Raw genomic sequence first — 19,120 nt, 5'->3', positions numbered from 1 at the left:
GACGGTAGCGATTTACCGTTCGACGCAAACGGTAAATCGTGCACGACCTGTCGTTTCGCGACCGCGCCGTGTTTCTCGCCGGCCCAGAGACGCTCGTCGTCGCCGACCTCCACGTCGGTCGCGACGAAGTCTCCGGCGTGGAGTTTCCGCTCGGCGAACGTGCGGACCTCCGTGAGCGACTCGACGGGTTACTCGCCCACTACAAACCCGCCGTCGTGGTCGTCGCGGGCGACGTCCTCCACAGTTTCTCACAGATCTCGCCCGCCGTGACCGCGAGTCTGGACGAACTCGCCGACTGCTGTCACGACGCGGGTGCGACGTTCGTCCTCGTTGCCGGCAACCACGACACGATGCTCTCGGAGGTGTGGGACGGCCCTATCCACGAGAGCTACCGACTCACCGACGGGACCGTGGTCTGTCACGGCCACGAAACGGTCGACGAGGACGCCGAACGGTACGTCGTCGGCCACGACCATCCGGCCATCGAAATCGAGGGCCAACGGCGTCCCTGTTTCCTCTTCGGCGAAGGTACCTACCGCGACGCCGACGTGCTGATGCTCCCTGCGTTCAACTGTCTCGCCGCCGGCGTCCCGGTCAACACGATGCAGACGAGCGACTTTCAGTCTCCCTTCGTCACCGACGTCGACGTGTTCTGCCCCGTCGTCTACGACACCGACAGCCACGAGACACTGACGTTTCCGCCGCTTGGCGAGTTTCGGAAGATGTTGTGAGTAGTGAGTAGTGAGAAGAGACGAGACGGCTGTTTCCGATTCGACGCGACTCGACTACTCGACTTCGGCCAGATGTCGCCGACCCTGTCGCGCTTCGTGGAGGTACGCACAGATACCGCCCTGTCCGTCCATGTTCGTCGCCGTCAGCCGTGTGCGGTGGTAGACGCGTTCGAAGTTCTCTGCCGTGAGCGTCTCGCCGTCTGGCGTCCGAAAGAGTGGGTCTGAGCCGTCCGTGACGACACCGAGCGGACGGGCCTTGGCGAGATAGGAGTGTGTGGATTCGAGCGGGACGGTGATACCGACCGTGCCCTCGCGGACGAACACGGTCGTCGCCTCGGGTGTCTCGGGCGCACCGTCTGCGCGGACTGCCGAACCAGCGGCCGCGTCGTCGACGTGGTCGAGGTTCAATCGCTCTGGCGTCAGTCCGACGACCTGTTCGGGAGTCAGTCCCGCATCGAGCAGCGCCGACACCGCGTGATACTGCCGCGACAGGAGCGCCTTCTCGTCGAGGTCACGCCGAACGCTCTCCACGTCCCCGTCGGCGTCGGGGAACGTCGCCTCGAACGACATCCCCTCGTTGACGCCGCGGGTTATCTCCTCTTCGTGCATGTGGTCCGTGAGGACGACGACGGCGCGTTCGACGCCCGAGAGCGTCTCCACCTCCCGGCGGGCGTCGGTCGCCATCATCCACGCGAAGGCCGGTGAACACCACGCCGTGGGCAGACAGAACTCGACGCGGACTTCTGGAAGGTCCACGTCGACCGACTCGATGTACCCCAACGCGACGATAGAGCGGTCGAGTTCCGGGTCGGTGACGCGGTCGAGTCGCTCGCGCACGGCGGTCGGAGTGATGGGACCCGCCATCAGTCTGCAGCACCTTCCTCGGGGCCGATGTCGCCGCCGGTCAAGCCGAACTCCTCGCTGATGGCGTCGTCCTGCAGCGTGTCGGCACGCTTCGGAATGTCGATGTCGTACAACTCGGCGGCGTTCTCGCCCATCACCTTCTTCTTCGTCTCTAAGTCGAACTCGACGCCGTACTCCGCGCGCTGTTCGGGGGTGAGTTCGGCGGTCATCACCGCTTCGATGAGCCACTCCGGTTCCCAGATGGCGTAGTCACTCCCGAAGAGGATGCGGTCCTCGCCCAACCAGAAGAGCAGTTCGCCCAGTATCTCGCCGAACTTCTTCGGTCGGACCTGTGCGAACGGTGCCGCGACGGCGAGACCACCGTAGACGTTCGGCTCTTGGGCCGCAATCCAACAGAAGTCGTCGAGACGTGGCAGGCCGATGTGTTCGACGACGAAGTTCAGGTCGGGGAACGACGTCGCGGCGTCGTCGATGTCGGCGACGTCGAAGGCATCCTTGTTCAGGGGCCGAATCGTCGGCCCCTTGTGAGCGTGGATGTTTTCGATTCCCAAATCGACGCACTTCTGGAGATACTCGAAGGCCTCCTCACTGTCGAGTCGCCACCCCTTCGAGTCGCCGCGCCACTCGGCGGTGTAGACTTTCACGCCGGTGATGTCGTACTCCGCTTTCTGTCGTTCGAGTTCCTCCAACCCTTCCTCGCCCTCACGCGGGTCGAACCGACCGTTGGCAACGAACCGGTCGGGATACTGCTCGGCGAGTTCGGCGTTCGTGTCGACCCGGTTGAACCCCTCCTCGTAGAACTCGTCGAGGTGTGTGGGTTGGGTGACGGCGACGTCGACGTACCCGCTCCCGAAGAGGTCCGACACCATCCGGTCGGTGTCGTACGTGCGGTACTCGTCGATGGTCCACTGCCGGTCCTCTGGCGTGAACCCGGTGTGGTAGTCGTAGAAACACTGGATGAACTGCTCGCCACCCTCGTGCTTGATGTTCTCCTCGCTGGCGTCCCAGTGGTGGACGTGGCCGTCGACGACGAACACGTCCTCTCCCTTGTAGCGGTACATAGCACTATCGTACTAGAGAATATACATAATTATCTTTCGTAAACCATCATTATCTTTCCTGTATCCTAACTACTTAGTTGAGAATTGTTGACTAGTCTCGTGCCATGGACGCTGCGAGACTCCACGAGTACACCGACGACATGACACAGGCACTGTCCATCGACGACGTCGACCGACCCGACATCACGCGGTCGGATGGCGTCGTCGTCGAAGTCGAGGGCGCAGGATGGTGCCAGACAGACAACCACATCGTCGAGGGAATGTGGACCGACTACGTCGAACAGACACTGCCGATGACACTCGGCCACGAGAACGCCGGTACCGTCGTCGACACGGGCGAGGAAGTGACGCTCGTCGAAGAGGGAGACAAGGTCATCTGCCATCCGGTGATGACCTGCGGGAAGTGCCGGCCCTGTCGACTCGGTGAGGACATGTACTGTGAGAACCTCGACTTTCCCGGACTCACGACCGACGGCGGGTTCGCAGAAGAACTGCTCACTGCCGAGCGCTCGGTCATCAAACTCCCCGACGGCGTCGATACGACAGACATCGCCCCGCACGCCGACGCGGGTATCACGGCCTATCACGCGGTGAAGAAGGCGACGAGAGAACTCAACCCGGGTGACCACGCCGTCGTCGTCGGCGTCGGCGGCCTCGGCCATATCGGTCTGCAGTGTCTGGACGCGATGAGCGCGACGACCATCACCGCCCTCGACCTCAAAGAGGAGGCTCGCGACTTGGCCGAGGAACTCGGCGCACACCACACCGTCGACCCGTCTTCGGAGGACGTCGCCGCCGAAATCGACTCCATCACCGACGGCGTCGGCGCGCAACAGGTAATCGACTTCGTCGGCCGCGACGAGACGACGGCGCTCGCGCCCGACATCGTCGCCGCCGGCGGCGACCACCACATCGTCGGCTACGGCGGCCACGTCCACGAACCCTCCCAGTCGCTCGTCGACGGCGAGTTCTCGTACAAGGGAACGCTCGTCGGCAAGTATCCGGAACTGCAGGAACTCGTCGCACTCGTCGACCGCGGCGACGTGGAACTTCGAACGAGTCGCTACGACCTCGACGACATCAACACCGTCGCCGAGCGACTGGAACACGGCGAAATCGAGGGGCGTGCGGTCATCACGCCGTAAATACACCGTAAACACACCGCTCACACCCTTCGACTTCCAGTTTGCTCCGACACGTGGAACTTTGACGCTGGCCGTGAGACTGTGAGCAATGAACATGGACGACGGTCTCGTCCGGGTACTCGACGCCGACGGCCACCGTATCGACGGCCGGGAGGTTCCGTCGCTGTCCGACGACGCACTGGTCGGGATGTACCGCGATATGGTGTGTTCGAGACACTTCGACGAGCGGGCGGTCAGCCTCCAGCGACAGGGTAGAATCGGCACCTACGCACCACTCGCTGGACAAGAGGGGTCGCAGGTCGGGTCGACCTACGCGCTCGCCGAGGACGACTGGATTCTGTACCAGTACCGCGAACACGGTGCTATCGTCGTCCGCGACGCACTGGAGGAGTATCTGCCGTACTGGGTCGGCTACGAGGAAGGAAATGCCGACATCGCCGACGCCCACGTCTTCCCGCTGAACATCACCATCGCCGACCACATTCCGCACGCAGTGGGGATGGCGTGGGCGTCGAAACTGAAAGGCGAGTCGAAGGCGTTCGTCTGTCACTTCGGCGACGGCGCGACCAGCGAGGGAGACTTCCACGAGGGGCTGAACTTCGCGGGCGTCTTCGACACCCCGAGCGTCTTTCTCTGTCACAACAACCAGTGGGCCATCTCCGTTCCCACGGAGCAACAGACCGCGAGTGCGACGTTCGCACAGAAGGCCGAGGCCTACGGCTTCGAGGGTGTCCGCGTCGACGGGATGGACCCGCTGGCGACGTACCAAGTCACGAAAGACGCAGTCGAGAGAGCGCGAAACGACGAGGACGACACGCCCCGCCCGACGCTCGTCGAGGCGGTCCAGTATCGCTACGGCGCGCACACCACCGCCGACGACCCGACGGCCTACCGAGAAGACGAAGAGATAGACGAGTGGCGACGGTGGGACCCGATTCGACGGTTAGAGACGTTCCTGCGAGAGACGGGGCGTCTCGACGACGAACGTGCCGACGCGATAGAGACAGAGGTCCACGACCACGTCGCCGACGCTCTCGCCACCATCGAGGAGTTAGAGGCCGACCCCGACGACATGTTCGAGTACACCTACGCCGAGACGCCACCGCACCTGCGAGAACAGCGTGACGAACTTCGACGACTCCGCGAGAAACACGGCGACGACGCGTTTTTGCGAGAGTGAGTGAGTTAGAACTCGGCTTGCTGTTCGGCCGCTAGTTCGCGTGCCCGTTCGAGAATCAGGTCGTCGTCGACGTGGTCGAGCAGTCGCTTCTGACCCTGCTCCTCGCGCGCTTCGACCTCCTCGTCGGAGAGGCGCGTCTCGAACGCACGGTCGATGTAGCGCTCGCGAAGTTCGGCCAGTCGCTCGTCGCTCACCTCGGCCTCGTCGAACTGGTCGTCGAACCACTCACGCCACCGCTCGCGGTCGCCCCACTCGCCGGAGAACTCCGAGTCCGGGCGAAGCCAGTCGTAGTGTCTGTCGACCGTACTCGGGAGGCCCTCTTCGTGGCGATGGTCTTCGAGCAGACAGCGAGCGACGTACGCGCCCTGTCCGGCGGCGATGATGGCCTGGGCGTTGCGTTCACCGGCCGGTGCGACGACGTAGAGGTCGTCGACCGGCGTCCGACCGTCGTCGTCCGCGTAGTCCGGGTCGAAGTGTTCGTGGACTTCGTCGCCGTGGCTGTGTTCCTCGAACATCTCGTCGCCGCCGAGCGGTCGGAGATACTCGCCGTCGTACCACGACGCTGCGACGACGTATCTCGTGGAGACCGTTCGTCCCTCCTGTGTTTGGACGACGAATCCACCGCTCTCTTCGCCTTCAGCCTCGCGGCGCTCGACCGACTCCACGAGGTCCGGAACGTACTCGCATCCGGCCTCCTCGGCGTGGTCGTGCATCAGGTCGTAGAGCGTCTCGATACCGACGCCCGCCGGAAAGCCCAGATAGTTCTCGACGTACGCGGCCCGTCTGAGCGCCGCCTTCCCACGGTCGAAGACGACGGTGTCGAGTCCGTACCGGGCAGTGAACACACCGGCCGAACAGCCAGATGGCCCGCCACCGACGACCACCACGTCGTAGTCGAGCGTCGAGTCTACCCCGTCGGAGTCCATCTCAGAACTCTCCGGCGACGATGTCGGCGACGCGCTTGCCGTCGTAGAGCGACTCTTCGACGCCGTACAGCTGTTTCGCGGTGCGCTGGGTCAACACGAGGTTCGTGATGGGGCCCTGATACAGACCACCCGCGCGGTAGACGTCACCGTTCTCGACGGCAGTCAGTGCGCTCGCCGTCTCGTGGTTCTTCAGCGACTCGACGACCGTACTCTGGAACTCTTCTCTACTCTTCGACTCGTATCCGCGGAGCATGAGCACCTCGGGGTCGACTTCGAGGACGGTTTCGAGGTCGATGGCCGCGCGACTGCCGTGGAAGTCCTTCACGTCCGAGTTCGCCAGCGCGTCCTTCACGCCGAGGTCGGTCAGATGTTTGAACCCGGTTCCCTCGCCGACGATGTACGGGTAGAACTCCTCGGGTTCGTCGCCGACGCCCCACAGGACGGCGACGGACGGGCGCTCACTCTCGCCAGGGACGACCGACTCGACGTTCGACTGGAACTCCTCGTGCAGGGTCGCAAACGCCTCGTAGCGGTCCGTGCGCTGGAAGACCTGCGCGAGTTTCTCGAAGCCTTCGTAGAGGGTGTAGTAGCGGTAGTCCTCGTGCCACGGGTAGTGCTGGGCGTAGATGCAGTTGCCGAAGAACGGACCCACCTGTTCGGCAATCTCGTCGACGTCGGCTTGTTCCCAGCCTTTGAATCGGTTCAGCAGGAAGTTGGGGTCGATGACGTGGACGTCGGCGTCGAGTTCGTAGAACAGTTCCTTGCTGACGCCGTCCTGATAGAGCGAGACCATGTCGCTCTTGTCGACGGAGACGCCGTCTATCTCGTCGTAGTACTGCGTGTGGTAGCGATTGGTCAGCCAGACGCCCTTCGGCGGTTCCAGACCGAGTGCGATGCCCATGTCGGCCCAACTCCCGTTGTTGGCGACCCACGTCTCGGGGACGCTCTCGAAGGTGACTTCCCCGACCGGTTCCATCGAGACGGAGTACGACCCACTTTCACTCTGGCTCTCGGACGTCTCCGTCTCTGCCTCCGTCGTCGCCGCAGTCGTCGACGCCGCGTCTCCCGTCGTCGTGTTCGACCCGGATTCCGACGCGTTGCCGGTACATCCGGCGAGTAACCCGCCGCCGAGGAGTGCACCGTACTTCAGATATGCTCTGCGACCGACGCTCGATGCGGTGGTGTCGTCGCGCTTCATGGGTTTAGGCTCGCCTAAATGACTAAAGTAGTTCCGATTTTTTGGCGGCCCTAAACCCGTCGTCAGAACAGGTCGATGACGAGGGCTTCGGCGGCGTTCCGACCGCTTCGCATCGCGCCTTGAATCGACGACCACTGCGTGTAGTCGCCCGCGAGGTAGACGCGGCCACCCGCCGCGCGGGTGTCGGGGAGCGTCTCGTGGACGCCCGGCGGTTGGTCGAACTGTGCGAAGGGGATTCGGTGGGTCTCGATGCGTTCGAGTTCGTCGAAACTCTGGTCGGGGTACCACCCCTCCAGCGTCTCCCGCGTTCGCCGTTCGAGTTCCTCCGCGGAGGCGTCGAGAACCTGCTCGCCGAGGAACGTCGCGTTCAACAGGTCGACGTCGCCGGGCGCGTACTCGGGAGCGACGGCGGTCATGTTGACGACGGTGTTCGGTGACTCGTCGCCCGCGTTGAGCAGTAGTCGCTTGCCCGTGTCGGGCGCATCGCCCGCGGGGAGGCGGTAGTGCTGTGTCACACAGCTACGGGCCTCGGTCGGAATCGCTTCGACTTCAGTGAGTTCCGTGGCGCGCTTCGGGTCCGTAGCGACGACGACGGCGTCGGCAGCCACTGTCTCCGAACCCGTCGTGACGGTCACGCCGTCGCCGTCGTCGACGATGGACTCGACCGGTTCACTCAGTCGAATCTCCGCACCGGCCTCGCGGGCGTTCCCGGCCAGTTGCTCGGGAATCGCCTGCATTCCCTCGGCGGGCACGGCAATCGACCCCTCCGAGAGCGCGCGGAAGGTGTACTCGAAGACGTGTTTCGACGTCGACAGCGACCGGTCGAGCGTGATGCCGCCGTAGAAGGGGGCGACGAAGTTCTCGACGTACTGCCGAGAGAACCCCCACTCCTTCAGATAGTCTCGGATGCTCTGGTCCCGACCGGTGAACGTCTCGTCTTCGCGCTGGCCGGTGACGTGCTGACGAAGCGCGAGCGTCCGGAGTTTGTCGGTAGTCGACACCTCGTCGTTCTTCACCGACGAGAGGAGGGCACCGGGGTCTCGAAGCGGGTCCGAGAGGACCGACCGCTTCCCCGGGCGGGCGATGGTCGCGCCGGGTTTGAACGTCCGAAGGTCGAGGGCGTCGAGGTCCAACTCGGCTTTGACCATCGGGTAGGCGGTGAAGAGCACCTGAAACCCACGGTCGAGGCGGTAGCCGCCGCGCCGCTCCGTCCGCACTCGTCCCCCGACTCCGTCCCGGCGTTCGTACACCGTCACGTCGATATCGGCGGCCGCGAGACGTCGAGCGGTGACCAGACCCGCGAGTCCAGCACCGACCACGACGACGGATTCGTCCTGCATGGATGTGACTTCGGACGGACAGTACTAAACTCGGCGGGAAACGGCAGGCGGACAGAGACTCTCGTTCGAGTCGAACGCGCAGAAAACCTATAATCGACGGCTCGCTACACACCGGAGATGGTCCTCACGGCAGTCGAAACGTTTCTTCGAGACTGGCCGTTTCTCACGGCACTCATCGTCCTCGGTGTGAGCGGCGTCCTCGCCGGCCCCTCCGTGCTCGCGGCGACGGTCGGTGCGCGTCGACTCTCTCGGACCGAGCGCGAGACGCTCGCTCACTACGGCGTCCCCGTCGACGGCGTCCGCGTCGTCGCCCGGCCAGAGGGTGTACCGACGGCCTTCGCCGTCGGCGTCGTCCCGGGCCACCGATACGTCTACGTCACCGAGCGACTCGTCGAGGTACTCACGCCCGCCGAACTGGCCGGCGTCGTCGCTCACGAACTCGGCCATCTGCGTCGCTACCACGTCTTTCCTCGACTCGGTCTGCCGACGCTCTTCGTCGTCACGTGGGCCGCGGCGGTCAGCGCCGACGTCGGCGGCGCGTTTCTTGGAGGGTTACTCCTCGTCGCCCCCGTCACGCTCGCTTCCTTCGCCACGTCGCGTTGGAGCGAGTACGACGCCGACGCCTACGTCACCCGTCACGCCGATGGGGTAGCCCTCGCCGACGCACTCGACCGACTCGGACAGGCAGGGTATCTCCGGCGAGACGACGTGGGCCTCCGTCGACTCCTCGCGCGACATCCGACGCTCGGTGAGCGAGTCGGTCGGTTGCGGGGGTCGGCACAGACGGTGAGAACGGAGACCGAGTCCGACACGACGGTGGTCGAATCAGATGACTAGGCAGCTAAGTGGCTAGATGACGCCCGTCCGCGTCGCCACCTCGATGGCGGCCTCTTCGGTGATACCGTCGCCGAGGATGGTGTAGCGGTCACGAATCGTGTGCGCCGTGGTCAGCGCCTCGACGACGAGTTCGTCACTGATTCCCAACTCGTCTGCTGTCGTCGGCGCGTCGATGCTGGCGAGGGCGTCGCGGATATCCGACCACTGACCTTTCGCGCCGCTGTGGAGGTACTCGGTCATGATAGAGCCGACGCCGACCTGATGGCCGTGGATGGCCTGTCCGGGCGCGATGCGGTCGAGTTGGTGCGAGAAGAGATGTTCCGCGCCGCTGGCCGGACGCGACGAACTCGCGATAGACATGGCGACACCCGAGGAGACGAGCGCTTTGGTGACAATCCACGCCGACTCCTCGTGACCTTTCTTGATAGAGTCGGCGCTCTCGACGAGCATCTCGGCCGTGAGTTCCGAAAGCGCGCCCGCGTACTCCGAGTACTCGACGTTCTTCAACCGGTTGGCGAGTCGCCAGTCTTTCACTGCCGTGTAGTTCGAGATGATGTCCGCACAGCCCGCAGTCGTGAGTTCCCACGGAGCCTTCGCGAGAATCTCCGTGTCGGCGACGACGGCCAGCGGCGGGTCAGCAGCAACAGAATGGCGACTGTCACCCTCGGGAATCGACGAGCGCCCGGAGACGATGCCGTCGTGGCTGGCGGCCGTCGGCACCGCGACGAACCCGAGGTTCAGATGGTCGGAGGCCATCTTCGCGATGTCTATCGGTTTCCCGCCGCCGAGAGCGATGAGGTAGCCCGCGTCCTCGCGTTCGGCGGTGTCGATGACGCGCTCGATCGACTCGAAACTCGCCGTCTCGACGACGACCGTCGCCGGGTCGTCGGCCGCGAACTGTGCTGTCACGCGGTCGCCTGCGAGGTCGTTCGGCGTCGGACTGGTGACGACGAGCGGTCGGCCGGAGAGATACAACTCGTCGACCGCCTCGCCCAACTGGTCGAGGACGCCGTGGCCCACGAGGACGTTTCGCGGGAGTTTGATCCACGTCGATTTGTCGAACATATCCGGGAGTCACGCGCGGGCATTGAAACCCTTTCCCGTCGAACCGACGCTACGAATTCTATATGAATATTTATCCAATTTGGGACAGATTTAATATCTACTGCCGTGGCTCTCGAAGTAACTCGTCGAACGGCGAGTGAGTTATCAATGAACGTCAACCGTAGGCAGTTCCTCTCGGCGACAGGCGCAACGCTCTCCGGACTCGGTGTCCTCGGGTCCGCTGGCACCGCGGCGGCGGCCAGTACCCCGTACATCACGACACGGGACCACTTCGACGACGACGGGGACCTCACCAGCGGTCACACGCAGTACGACTACGGGACGAGCGGCGACGTTCCCGGCGTCGATACTGGCTGTGTCGGTGACGTCACCGTCTTCGTCCACGGCTGGGACAAGAAGAGTAGCGAGAGCGACGCCGAACAGGCCGCACTCGACAAGATGGCCGAGGCGGACGCCGAGTTGACGAACGCGGGCTACGCTGGCACCGTTGTCGGCATGACGTGGGACAACGACAAGGGCGGTGGCTGGGACTACGGATGGGGCGTCTCGAAAGACATCGCTCAACAGACTGGCATCAAACTCGCACAGTTCGCCGTCGACTTCAAGTACTACTGCCCGGATTCGACGCTGCGCTTCACCAGCCACTCGCTCGGCGCGCAGGTGCTGTTCAACGCGGTTCGCGTCCTCGACGACAGTTCGTGGTGGGATGACAACGGCCACCAGATTCGGTCAGTCCACCCCTTCGGTGCGGCGACGGACAACGAAGTCCCGACGACGGAGGACCGAGAGACGTACGACGCGCTGTACAACGAAGTCGGCGAGGTACACAACTACTACAACGCCGCCGACGACGTCCTCCAGTTCGTCTACAACACCATCGAGTTCGACCAGGCACTCGGCGAGACGGGTATCGAGAGCGGCAACGTCGCGCCGCCGAACTACGCCGACCACGACGTCGAGAGTCAGGTCGGCGACGACCACTCGAACTATCTGGCGACCATCGCCGACGACATCGTCGGCGACATGCCGTAGCCGTCGCTCCGAGGCTCGGACCCAAAAAATCCGTCTCGGCGGACTCAGAAACTCGGTCGGCCCAGTTTTCGAACCGCCTTGCTGAGTAGCTTGAACGCTCGGACGATGCTTCTGATATCGTCAGCGATGCGGATGACGCGGAACAGTCGGCTGAATATCGAACTCACGGGTGGTACACGATACCACGAGGCAAGAACGTGTCGGCCAGGAGCATCAGAAGAGCGTCGTCACCGCGTCCCACAAGAAGAGCACGCCGAATCCGCCGAGGACCAGCGCACTCACACCCGCGACGACGGGCGCGAACGATTCGACGCGGCGTTCGGCGGTGACGAGCGCCGCCGGAAAGCCAGACGCCCAGAGCAGGATGCCGAGGAAGAAGCCGACGATGAGCGCCGGACTCCCCGTCTCGACGACGAGCAGGCCCGCGAGGTCCGACCCGACGTAGGGCATCTCCGCGAGCACGTCGACGCGCCCCGGTTCGAGCAGGCCGACGCCGATGGTGAGCCAGAACAGGATTTGATAGGGGTTCGTCAGCGCGAGCACGAACGCTCGCCGAAAGCCGGTGCTGTCGTCGTCGACGCCCTCGGAACGGAACGTCCCCTCGACTTCCTGTGCCGCGCCGTAGGCGAAGTAGAGCATGAGCAGGCCCCCGACGCCGACCATGACGGCTTGGAGCGTCGGAAACTGCTCGACGAACGAGACGACACCCAAAAACGCGAGCACGAAGAACGTCGCGTCGGCGGTCAGCGCGCCGAGTCCGGCGCGAAAGCCGGCGTCCCACCCGCGGACGACACTCTCCTCGGCGATGACGGCGTTCATCGGTCCGGGCGGCGCTGCCAGTGCGAGTCCGAAGACGACACCGGCGAGCGCCGACCCGAGTAGTCCGACCATGTACGTTGCAGGGAAGTGCGGAGCCGTGAAAAACGCCTCGAAACGACGGGTTTCAGTTTATAGCAGCGTGAGCACGGCGTCGGAGACGGCACCGACGGCAGTCTCCCACACCGAAAAGCCGGTGAGGATGGAGAGCACCGTGTCGGCGGCGAAGAACGCGAACAGTCCGGCCGCGAACTGGTGGGCACGCCGCACGTCGAACCGGTGGGAGAACCGGTTGAAGAAGTACGCGTTGGCGAGGCTGACCGGGATGATAGCGAGCATCTCGCCGACCCAGATGGCGGGCGTCGCACCGTACTGGACGGCCAGTCCGATGGTGACGAGTTGGGTCTTGTCCCCGAACTCGCCGGCGGCCATCATCACGAAGATGGGTAGAAAGCCGCCAAAGGACGACGAGAGGTCGTACCCGGCGACCGTCGGCAGGTTCACGTTCGGCGCCGCGGCGAACCCCCCGTCCGTCGACGCGGCGACGTCTTCCGGCGTCGCGTGTTCGTCGGGCGCGGACCGCCACAGCAGGACGGCGAAGACGGTGAACAGCACCACGGTGACGGCGTCGAGGACGACGGGCGGAAGCGCCGTCTTGAGCGCCTGTCCGAACCAGATTTCGAGGGCGGTCCACCCGGCGAAGGCGGTTCCGGCGGCGCTCACGACGACGAGCGGACTGTACCGTGTCGACAATCCGGCGATGATGAACTGCACTTTCTCGCCGGGGAGGACGGCGAGTTGCGCGACGAGGGCGACGACGACGATTTCGGTGAACCCGCTCACGCGCCGTTCGCCTCCGCTTGTGCCGGTTCGTCGGCACCTGCGGACCTGACACGGATGGAGTCGGCGACGGACTCGGGGAGACTCTGTTCACGAGCTGTCTCGACGGCGCGGACGGTCACCATTCCGAACGGAGCGACGTCGACGATTTCGAGCGTCGTCCCGGGTGTGACACCTGCCTGTTCGAGATACTCCAGTTCCTCTTCGTCACGGTCGCTGACGCGCGTGACGACGACCCGTTCGCCGACACCGTGGTCACTGAGACGGTTCGTCTCGTCCTCTTCGAGTGGTTCGAGGTCGGGACTCGGAATCGGGTCGCCGTGGGGGTCGACCGTCGGGTTGCCGAGGAGGTCGGCGACGCGACGCTCGAACTCCTCGCTGATGTGGTGTTCGAGTGTGTCGGCCTCGTCGTGGACTTCGCTCCACGAGTAGTCGAGATGCTCGGTCAGGTAGGCTTCGAGCAAGCGATGGTGCCGGAGCACTTCGAGTGCGACCGTCTCACCCTCGCGGGTCAACTCGACGCCCTTGTACTTCTCTCGGTCGACCAGACCGCGCTCTTCGAGTTTCCCGACCATACTGGTCACGGTGGGCGGGGTCTTGTCGAGATACTCGGCGATGTCCGACGTCGACACCGGCGGTCCGTGTTCGACCTGCAGGATGTAAATCGCCTTCAGATAGTCCTCCATCACGTCGCTCAGCATACCTCGGATTAGACGTGTCGAACGCAAATAGTTGGTGGGTCGAAGAGGCGACTAGATGCCCTTGCCCATCAGGTGACTCCGCAGGAGGTCCGAACTCTTGCCGCCCGCTTCGGTGTTCAGGAGGACGACAGTCGCATCCGAGTCGAACTCGTCGGCGAGTTCCCACGCGCCCGCGGCGGCGACGCCCGCGTTCGCTCCCATCTCGATACCCTCGTAGCGGGCCGCAGAGTAGGCGCTCTCCAGTGCATCGTCGTCGGCGACGGTGACTGCCGCACCGTCCGTCGCGTCGAGTGCGCGCAGTGCGAGTTCACCACCAGCGGGGTCGGTTATCTCCAACTCACCGCAGATGGTGTCGGGGCCAGACCACGGTTCCGGCGTCTCCAGTCCGCGCTCCCACGCCGTCGCGATGGGCGCACAGCCCTCGGGTTGAGCGGCGACGAGTCGCGGCACGTCGTCGACGAGTCCTACCGTCTGAAGCTCACGAAAGCCTTTCTCGACGCCGACGAGGAACTCGCCCGTCCCCGTCGGAACGACGACGGCGTCGGGGACGGTCCAGTCGAGTCCGGCGGCGATTTCGTAGGCGAGCGTCTTCACGCCCTCGTGTCGGTAGGGCGTCGTGAACTCCTGTAGGTCGACCCACCCGTCAAGGACGCCGTCGGCTTTCGCTTCGACGGCGTCGGGGAACCGTCCGCCGACGACGCGCATGTCGCCGCCGTGGACGTTCGTCATCGCCTTGTTGTGAAACGTCGAGCGCGACGGAACGAACGAGTGGTGTCGGACGTTCGCCCGTCCGGCGTAGGCCGCGAGCGACTGCGCACCGTTACCCGGCGAGGCGATAGTCACGTCGTCTCTCTCTTGCTGTGCGACGGCCGTCATCGCCACCGAGAACCCGCGGTCAAGGGTCGTCCCGGTCGGATTTCGGCCGTCGTCTTTGATGACGACGCGCTCGACGTCGAGTTCGTCGGTGAACCGGGGGGCTTCGACGAGCGGCGTCGCACCTTCTGCAGTGGTGATTGCCGTCGACGCCGGAAACGGCAGGAGCGCGTCGAACTGCCACAGACCCTCGTGTGGCCGTGGCGAGAGGGTTTCGCGGTCGATGTCGACGGCGTCGTAGTCGTAGACGGCGTCGAGCGGCGCGTCGCAGTCGGGACAACGCCCGAGTTCGGTCGCGTCGAACGTCGCCCCGCAGTCCGTGCATTCGAGTCCGTCGAACGCTTCCGTCGTCTCCATACCCGAGGCTTCGGCGCGAACGACTAATCGCTTCCCGTCTCTCTCGCTCGTCGACCCGCATCTCTCGATTGCCTGTCAACTGAGACTCGAAACCCGACCCGGAATCCGAAACGACATATCCGGCCGTTCCCAACCCTCGGCTATGGCTACAGCCAGCGTCAGCGGTCGGATGAAGGAGCATCCGGCGGCCGCGACGGCGATTCTCTCGGTCGTCGGATACGCGCTCGTCATCGGCACGTTCGCCGGTCTCGTCCCCCAGCGCGTGTTTCCCGACCTCTCGCTCCAGCAGGTGAACCTCCTCTCGCACGCCATCGCCGCGGTCAACACGACGGCGACGATTCTCTTGGTCCTCGGCTGGCGGTGGATTCGACGCGGCGAGGTGAAGAAACACGCTCACGCGATGGCCGGGTCGTTCGGCCTCATCCTCGTCTTCCTCGTGCTCTATCTCACGAAGATTGGCGGCGGTGGGACGAAGGAGATAGTCGGCGCGCCGCAGTTGGTGTACTACGCCTACCTCGCGATGCTCGCTATCCACATCATCCTCTCTATCGTCGCCGTGCCGGTGGTGCTCTACGCACTCATCCTCGGCATCACGCACACGCCGACGGAACTTCGACAGGAGACGCCGCATAAAAAGGTCGGCCGTATCGCGGCGGGGTCGTGGATTCTGTCGCTCTCGCTCGGTGTCGTCACCTACGTCATGCTGAACTGGGTGTACGGCTACGAGTTCGCCGCAGCGTAGTCGTCTAACCGTCGTTCGCGCTCCGTTCTTTCGACTCGGGACGACTCTCCATCGCTCAATAGACTATTGCAAATCGACAGCGGTTTTCAAGTGTTCTCCGGGGGAGAGAACCATCCATTCGGAGCGTACTTCTCGTCGTCGAACAGTCGAGTTCTCGTCGTGTGGAGACGACCGAAAACGTGTAACCGAGCGGACACCCAATTCGTTTGGGGACGACTGTTAATCCGGTTCGTGAGAGAGTAGCATGTATGTCGACGACGGGCTACAGTTGCCAAGAATGCGCGTGGACAGTTAACGAAGACGACGTCGGCGAGATGTCGTCGCAGGCACTCGACCACCACAACGAGACCGGACACCACGTCGAGTACGGCGAGTAGAAGACGGCTCTGTGCAGTACGGTTTTGTGACCATCTGAAGCGACGAGAAGTTATACGAAGTCGGCGCGTCGGTCTGTTCTCTCGATCACTACTCGACCTTACTCGACCACTACGTCGCAGACGCGTCGCTCAGCCGATGTACCGCAGGTCGTCGCCCGTCGGCATCCCCTGCTGTTGGTCCTGCATCTCCTGAATCTTGCCGACGACTTCCTCCATCTCCTCGGCGCGCTCCTCCAGTCCGGCGTAGTCGAGTTCGAAGCCGACCACCTCTTCGAGCACTTCGAGCACCGCACGAGCACTCTTCGGGTCGACGAGGTAGCCGCTGGTCTCGCCCATCAGGCAGGCCGCTTCGAAGCCACGGCGGCCGCCCAGTCCGAGTACCAGACCGCTGACGCCGACGATGCCGCCCGCGGGTTCGTCGTCGCGGAACTCGACACCTGCGCCTTCGAGAATCTCGACGAGCGACTCGTCGGTCACCGCACCGAGGACGGTGTACTCGTCGATGAGTTCGCCGGTGGGGACGCCGCCGAGGGCGAACGCTCGTGTCGCACCGAACTCCTCGGCGACGTCGAGGAAGGTGTCGGTCAGGTGGTAGTGGCCTTCGTTGGACTGGGCCTGATGGTCACCGGTGAGAACGAGTAGGTCCGTGCCCGCTGCATCCACGGCGTGGAACTCCGCACAGGTGAGCGACGCGACACCCTCGTCGTCGATGTTGACCTGTGGGGGGAACTCGTCGGCGTAGACACGACGAACGAGTTCGGTGTCGAACTCTTCGAGCAGATACTCCGCGGCGAGTTTCCCGACGTGGCCGACGCCCGGCAGCCCCTCGATGAAGACCGGGTCGTCGAGTTCCGGGTCCGCCAGTTCGTCGATTTCGATGTCTTCCATGGGCGTCCCGAAGGGACGCGCCGCCTTAATAAGTTTGAAGCGGAGTCTCCGTCGAAGCCGTCGCTCGGGAGCGAATAAGAACACGTGACGCGAACGGGGCGGCGACGGTCACTCGCGTCGGCGCTTCGCCGCACGGCGATACTCGCCGTAGGGGTCTTCGGGGTTGAACGGGGCGGGCGCACTGTTCTCGGCGTCGGCACCACACTCCGGACAGGTGTCCGAGAGCGTGTACACCGGGCGCGGGTGACTCTCTCGCCACGCCGAACAGACCCGGATGTCCGAGTGCATCGGCGAAGTTACTCGTCGTCTTCCGTCCGCTCGCGGTGGTACTCGCCAGTCCCGCCGACGGCCTCGATGGCCTCACGGGCGCGCTTGGCGCTCGCTTCCAGTTCCGATTCGGCGGTCTTGTAGTCGGGCGCGCGCACCTTGATGCGGTACTCCGGTGACCCAACGTAGGCGACGGTGAGTTCGACTTCGTCGGGAATCTCGCCGTTGCCCTCGGCGGCTTTCAGCGCCTCTTTGATGTCGTCGACGCCGTCCGGCGTCGGACAGCGGAGGTCGACGTAGCCGGTGACGTTGACGTAGGGGACGGAGACGTTCTCGCGGGCCGTCTCGACGACGGCCTGCTTCTCGTCTTCTTCGAGGTCGACGTCTTCGAGTGCTTCCATCCCGTGGATGGCCGCTTGCTCGAACCCATCGTAGAGCGAGTCGTACTCGGCGATGAGGGCGTTAGCGACGGCGCCGTACTGCTCGTCGGAGACGTCCTCGCCGAACGCGATGGCCATCCACTTGTCGGCCTTCTGCTCGTTCTTCCAGTCCTGAATCTTGTCCTTGCGCTGGTGTTCGTTGACGTCCTTGATCGAGAGGTCGATCTGTTGGGAGCCCTCGTCGATGTCGAGCACCTTGGCGACGACCGTCTGTCCCTCGCGGACGTGGTCGCGGACGTTCTTGATCCAGCCACTCGCGACTTCGCTGATGTGGACGAGGCCGCGCTTGTTCTCGTACTCTTCGAGGTCGATGAAGACACCGAAGTCGGCGATCTCGTCGACTTTACCGACGACGAGGTCACCTTTGTCAGGCCAGCCACTGTACTTCATACTGGGTCCTCCAAGCGCTTACCGTGCCTCGACGGTCTCGGTAACCTCGCCTTCGAAGGTGGCGTTGCCACCGGTCGGGCGGGCGAGGACGGTGCCGCAGACGGCACAGTTGACGACCGTCGCCGCTTTGCCGAAGACGACCTGTTCGTTCTCACAGTCCTGACACTGAACTTTGTAGAAGTTTCCTGCCATTGGTCTACTCCTGGAACTCCAGTCGGCCTGCGCGCCAGCCCTCACGCATGTGAGCCTTGCCGCAGTCGCTGCAGCGGTACTTCAGGTGGGTCTTCTTCGTCGGCTTGTCGCCACCGGGCACCTTCGAGAACTTACCGGCGTTCCCGATGACCTTCTTCCCGCGCTTCTGCTGACGCGCGTTCCACTTCATCCCCGTCGGGCGGCCCTTACGGACCTTCTCGACTTCGTGTTCGTGGTGTGCCTTACAATGCGGACAGTACGTGTTGAATCGGCGAGGCATCTGCATAGAGTATCTACCTTACGCGAGGTTTGACGTCGGACGTTAAAACGAGTTTGGTTTCCGAGAGGCGGTTTGCGCCACATCCACACCGTCTCGGCGTCAACGTGCGGGACGTAGTCACACGCATCGGGTGTCTCGTAGACGTTGGTCGATGCTCTCTGAGCAACTCGGACACCGTACTCGGGCGAGACTCGCTGTGTCTCCGTCTGGCTACGATACTCCCTCTCAGTTCCGAAGCCGTTAAGCGGAGACTGTGCCAACTGCCGGTCATGAAGCACCTCATCGTGCACGGGGACCCCGGCATCCGGAAGGACGCCATCATCAACTACGACGACACAGAGCAGGTCTGCTTCTCCATCCAGCGCCAAGGCGACTACCACGGACCCGAGGAGGTCCAACTGTGGTGCGTCATCGGAACCGAAGACGAACGCGAAAAGTTCGACAAACGAGAGTACGTTCCACATTGGCTGGACGTCGACACCATCGACGCCGACGCCCTCGACGTCGTGAAAGGGAAAGGCGACATGGCCGTCTGATTCGGCGCACACTTTTTCGCGAGATTACGCCTCACGCTCAGT

Annotated in this window: 24 protein-coding genes; 8 read left to right on the top strand and 16 right to left on the bottom strand. The window is 63.9% G+C overall.

Going from position 1 to position 19,120, the window contains the following annotated elements; translation table 11 throughout:
* The first annotated feature begins 38 nt into the window (after positions 1 to 38).
* Entirely contained in the window at positions 39 to 731 is a 693-nt protein-coding gene (locus tag BM083_RS10145; protein WP_089869095.1) for a metallophosphoesterase, read from the top strand.
* 54 nt (positions 732 to 785) lie between these two features.
* Here the strand turns inward: BM083_RS10145 and BM083_RS10140 are convergent, their stop codons facing one another.
* A complete protein-coding gene (locus BM083_RS10140; RefSeq protein ID WP_089869092.1) occupies positions 786 to 1,595 on the bottom strand; it encodes an iron-sulfur cluster assembly protein in 810 nt (269 codons plus the stop codon).
* Positions 1,595 to 2,656 (bottom strand): amidohydrolase family protein, encoded by a 1,062-nt coding sequence (locus BM083_RS10135; protein WP_089869090.1) that lies wholly within the window; start codon positions 2,654 to 2,656, stop codon positions 1,595 to 1,597. The genes BM083_RS10140 and BM083_RS10135 overlap by 1 nt, the downstream gene beginning before the upstream one ends.
* A gap of 104 nt (positions 2,657 to 2,760) precedes the next feature.
* Between BM083_RS10135 and BM083_RS10130 the strand changes: the two genes are divergently transcribed.
* On the top strand, positions 2,761 to 3,801 hold the full coding sequence (locus tag BM083_RS10130) for an NAD(P)-dependent alcohol dehydrogenase (RefSeq protein ID WP_089869088.1): 1,041 nt from the start codon (positions 2,761 to 2,763) through the stop codon (positions 3,799 to 3,801).
* An 88-nt stretch (positions 3,802 to 3,889) separates the two neighbouring features.
* Complete coding sequence (gene pdhA, locus BM083_RS10125; RefSeq protein ID WP_089869086.1) at positions 3,890 to 4,981, top strand: pyruvate dehydrogenase (acetyl-transferring) E1 component subunit alpha; 1,092 nt, start codon at positions 3,890 to 3,892, stop codon at positions 4,979 to 4,981.
* Between the two features lie 5 nt (positions 4,982 to 4,986).
* Here the strand turns inward: pdhA and BM083_RS10120 are convergent, their stop codons facing one another.
* The 3 genes from BM083_RS10120 to BM083_RS10110 form a co-directional block, all read right to left on the bottom strand.
* Complete coding sequence (locus tag BM083_RS10120; RefSeq protein WP_089869084.1) at positions 4,987 to 5,907, bottom strand: FAD-dependent monooxygenase; 921 nt, start codon at positions 5,905 to 5,907, stop codon at positions 4,987 to 4,989.
* 1 nt (position 5,908) lies between these two features.
* Complete coding sequence (locus tag BM083_RS10115; protein ID WP_089869081.1) at positions 5,909 to 7,105, bottom strand: ABC transporter substrate-binding protein; 1,197 nt, start codon at positions 7,103 to 7,105, stop codon at positions 5,909 to 5,911.
* Between the two features lie 62 nt (positions 7,106 to 7,167).
* A complete protein-coding gene (locus tag BM083_RS10110) occupies positions 7,168 to 8,445 on the bottom strand; it encodes an NAD(P)/FAD-dependent oxidoreductase (RefSeq protein ID WP_089869080.1) in 1,278 nt (425 codons plus the stop codon).
* 117 nt (positions 8,446 to 8,562) lie between these two features.
* Between BM083_RS10110 and BM083_RS10105 the strand changes: the two genes are divergently transcribed.
* On the top strand, positions 8,563 to 9,282 hold the full coding sequence (locus tag BM083_RS10105; RefSeq protein WP_089869078.1) for a M48 family metallopeptidase: 720 nt from the start codon (positions 8,563 to 8,565) through the stop codon (positions 9,280 to 9,282).
* A 12-nt stretch (positions 9,283 to 9,294) separates the two neighbouring features.
* On the opposite strand, the gene BM083_RS10100 is transcribed toward BM083_RS10105, so the two are convergent.
* Positions 9,295 to 10,347, bottom strand: coding sequence for an NAD(P)-dependent glycerol-1-phosphate dehydrogenase (locus BM083_RS10100; RefSeq protein ID WP_089869076.1), 1,053 nt, complete (start codon positions 10,345 to 10,347; stop codon positions 9,295 to 9,297).
* Between the two features lie 147 nt (positions 10,348 to 10,494).
* Here BM083_RS10100 and BM083_RS10095 point away from each other — a divergent pair, with 147 nt between their 5' ends.
* On the top strand, positions 10,495 to 11,379 hold the full coding sequence (locus tag BM083_RS10095) for an alpha/beta hydrolase (protein ID WP_089869074.1): 885 nt from the start codon (positions 10,495 to 10,497) through the stop codon (positions 11,377 to 11,379).
* Positions 11,380 to 11,423: 44 nt separating this feature from the next.
* Here the strand turns inward: BM083_RS10095 and BM083_RS23960 are convergent, their stop codons facing one another.
* The 5 genes from BM083_RS23960 to BM083_RS10075 are packed head-to-tail and all read right to left on the bottom strand — an operon-like array spanning position 11,424 to position 14,966.
* Complete coding sequence (locus BM083_RS23960; RefSeq protein WP_281244175.1) at positions 11,424 to 11,546, bottom strand: hypothetical protein; 123 nt, start codon at positions 11,544 to 11,546, stop codon at positions 11,424 to 11,426.
* A gap of 46 nt (positions 11,547 to 11,592) precedes the next feature.
* A complete protein-coding gene (locus BM083_RS10090; RefSeq protein WP_089869072.1) occupies positions 11,593 to 12,270 on the bottom strand; it encodes a LysE family translocator in 678 nt (225 codons plus the stop codon).
* 57 nt (positions 12,271 to 12,327) lie between these two features.
* Complete coding sequence (locus BM083_RS10085; protein ID WP_089869071.1) at positions 12,328 to 13,038, bottom strand: TMEM165/GDT1 family protein; 711 nt, start codon at positions 13,036 to 13,038, stop codon at positions 12,328 to 12,330.
* Positions 13,035 to 13,736 (bottom strand): metal-dependent transcriptional regulator, encoded by a 702-nt coding sequence (locus BM083_RS10080; protein ID WP_009366290.1) that lies wholly within the window; start codon positions 13,734 to 13,736, stop codon positions 13,035 to 13,037. Before BM083_RS10080 ends, BM083_RS10085 begins: the two co-directional genes overlap by 4 nt.
* A 51-nt stretch (positions 13,737 to 13,787) precedes the next feature.
* A complete protein-coding gene (locus tag BM083_RS10075; RefSeq protein WP_089869069.1) occupies positions 13,788 to 14,966 on the bottom strand; it encodes a threonine synthase in 1,179 nt (392 codons plus the stop codon).
* Between the two features lie 142 nt (positions 14,967 to 15,108).
* Between BM083_RS10075 and BM083_RS10070 the strand changes: the two genes are divergently transcribed.
* Both BM083_RS10070 and BM083_RS23955 read left to right on the top strand, forming a co-directional pair.
* Entirely contained in the window at positions 15,109 to 15,708 is a 600-nt protein-coding gene (locus BM083_RS10070) for a DUF420 domain-containing protein (protein ID WP_089869068.1), read from the top strand.
* Between the two features lie 248 nt (positions 15,709 to 15,956).
* Positions 15,957 to 16,085 (top strand): hypothetical protein, encoded by a 129-nt coding sequence (locus BM083_RS23955; RefSeq protein ID WP_009366294.1) that lies wholly within the window; start codon positions 15,957 to 15,959, stop codon positions 16,083 to 16,085.
* A 129-nt stretch (positions 16,086 to 16,214) separates the two neighbouring features.
* Here BM083_RS23955 and BM083_RS10065 read toward each other — a convergent pair whose 3' ends face one another.
* The 5 genes from BM083_RS10065 to BM083_RS10045 form a co-directional block, all read right to left on the bottom strand.
* Entirely contained in the window at positions 16,215 to 16,973 is a 759-nt protein-coding gene (locus BM083_RS10065) for a proteasome assembly chaperone family protein (RefSeq protein ID WP_089869066.1), read from the bottom strand.
* 108 nt (positions 16,974 to 17,081) lie between these two features.
* Positions 17,082 to 17,261: an RNA-protein complex protein Nop10 gene (locus BM083_RS10060; RefSeq protein ID WP_089869064.1), complete on the bottom strand. Its 180-nt coding sequence runs from the start codon at positions 17,259 to 17,261 to the stop codon at positions 17,082 to 17,084.
* A gap of 8 nt (positions 17,262 to 17,269) precedes the next feature.
* Positions 17,270 to 18,070 carry a translation initiation factor IF-2 subunit alpha gene (locus BM083_RS10055; RefSeq protein ID WP_089869062.1) on the bottom strand — a complete coding sequence of 267 codons (801 nt, stop codon included), beginning with the start codon at positions 18,068 to 18,070 and terminating at the stop codon, positions 17,270 to 17,272.
* Positions 18,071 to 18,088: 18 nt separating this feature from the next.
* On the bottom strand, positions 18,089 to 18,262 hold the full coding sequence (locus BM083_RS10050; protein WP_009366298.1) for a 30S ribosomal protein S27e: 174 nt from the start codon (positions 18,260 to 18,262) through the stop codon (positions 18,089 to 18,091).
* A gap of 4 nt (positions 18,263 to 18,266) precedes the next feature.
* Entirely contained in the window at positions 18,267 to 18,548 is a 282-nt protein-coding gene (locus BM083_RS10045; protein WP_009366299.1) for a 50S ribosomal protein L44e, read from the bottom strand.
* Between the two features lie 263 nt (positions 18,549 to 18,811).
* Here BM083_RS10045 and BM083_RS10040 point away from each other — a divergent pair, with 263 nt between their 5' ends.
* Positions 18,812 to 19,078: an HAH_0734 family protein gene (locus tag BM083_RS10040; RefSeq protein WP_089869060.1), complete on the top strand. Its 267-nt coding sequence runs from the start codon at positions 18,812 to 18,814 to the stop codon at positions 19,076 to 19,078.
* Positions 19,079 to 19,120 lie beyond the last annotated feature (42 nt).

This window comes from Halogranum rubrum (assembly GCF_900114455.1).
GTDB lineage: Archaea > Halobacteriota > Halobacteria > Halobacteriales > Haloferacaceae > Halogranum > Halogranum rubrum.
Note: the sequence above shows the minus strand (reverse complement) of the source record. Positions and strands in the feature narration are given on the sequence as shown.

Excerpts from the sequence above, each read along its gene's own strand:
- BM083_RS10140 (WP_089869092.1), bottom strand. The coding sequence starts at position 1,595 with ATGGCGGGTCCCATCACTCCGACCGCCGTGCGCGAGCGACTCGACCGC.
- BM083_RS10135 (WP_089869090.1), bottom strand. The coding sequence starts at position 2,656 with ATGTACCGCTACAAGGGAGAGGACGTGTTCGTCGTCGACGGCCACGTC.
- BM083_RS10130 (WP_089869088.1), top strand. The coding sequence starts at position 2,761 with ATGGACGCTGCGAGACTCCACGAGTACACCGACGACATGACACAGGCA.
- pdhA (WP_089869086.1), top strand. The coding sequence starts at position 3,890 with ATGAACATGGACGACGGTCTCGTCCGGGTACTCGACGCCGACGGCCAC.
- BM083_RS10120 (WP_089869084.1), bottom strand. The coding sequence starts at position 5,907 with ATGGACTCCGACGGGGTAGACTCGACGCTCGACTACGACGTGGTGGTC.
- BM083_RS10115 (WP_089869081.1), bottom strand. The coding sequence starts at position 7,105 with ATGAAGCGCGACGACACCACCGCATCGAGCGTCGGTCGCAGAGCATAT.
- BM083_RS10110 (WP_089869080.1), bottom strand. The coding sequence starts at position 8,445 with ATGCAGGACGAATCCGTCGTCGTGGTCGGTGCTGGACTCGCGGGTCTG.
- BM083_RS10105 (WP_089869078.1), top strand. The coding sequence starts at position 8,563 with ATGGTCCTCACGGCAGTCGAAACGTTTCTTCGAGACTGGCCGTTTCTC.
- BM083_RS10100 (WP_089869076.1), bottom strand. The coding sequence starts at position 10,347 with ATGTTCGACAAATCGACGTGGATCAAACTCCCGCGAAACGTCCTCGTG.
- BM083_RS10095 (WP_089869074.1), top strand. The coding sequence starts at position 10,495 with ATGAACGTCAACCGTAGGCAGTTCCTCTCGGCGACAGGCGCAACGCTC.
- BM083_RS10090 (WP_089869072.1), bottom strand. The coding sequence starts at position 12,270 with ATGGTCGGACTACTCGGGTCGGCGCTCGCCGGTGTCGTCTTCGGACTC.
- BM083_RS10080 (WP_009366290.1), bottom strand. The coding sequence starts at position 13,736 with ATGCTGAGCGACGTGATGGAGGACTATCTGAAGGCGATTTACATCCTG.
- BM083_RS10075 (WP_089869069.1), bottom strand. The coding sequence starts at position 14,966 with ATGGAGACGACGGAAGCGTTCGACGGACTCGAATGCACGGACTGCGGG.
- BM083_RS10070 (WP_089869068.1), top strand. The coding sequence starts at position 15,109 with ATGGCTACAGCCAGCGTCAGCGGTCGGATGAAGGAGCATCCGGCGGCC.
- BM083_RS23955 (WP_009366294.1), top strand. The coding sequence starts at position 15,957 with ATGTCGACGACGGGCTACAGTTGCCAAGAATGCGCGTGGACAGTTAAC.
- BM083_RS10065 (WP_089869066.1), bottom strand. The coding sequence starts at position 16,973 with ATGGAAGACATCGAAATCGACGAACTGGCGGACCCGGAACTCGACGAC.
- BM083_RS10060 (WP_089869064.1), bottom strand. The coding sequence starts at position 17,261 with ATGCACTCGGACATCCGGGTCTGTTCGGCGTGGCGAGAGAGTCACCCG.
- BM083_RS10055 (WP_089869062.1), bottom strand. The coding sequence starts at position 18,070 with ATGAAGTACAGTGGCTGGCCTGACAAAGGTGACCTCGTCGTCGGTAAA.
- BM083_RS10050 (WP_009366298.1), bottom strand. The coding sequence starts at position 18,262 with ATGGCAGGAAACTTCTACAAAGTTCAGTGTCAGGACTGTGAGAACGAA.
- BM083_RS10045 (WP_009366299.1), bottom strand. The coding sequence starts at position 18,548 with ATGCAGATGCCTCGCCGATTCAACACGTACTGTCCGCATTGTAAGGCA.
- BM083_RS10040 (WP_089869060.1), top strand. The coding sequence starts at position 18,812 with ATGAAGCACCTCATCGTGCACGGGGACCCCGGCATCCGGAAGGACGCC.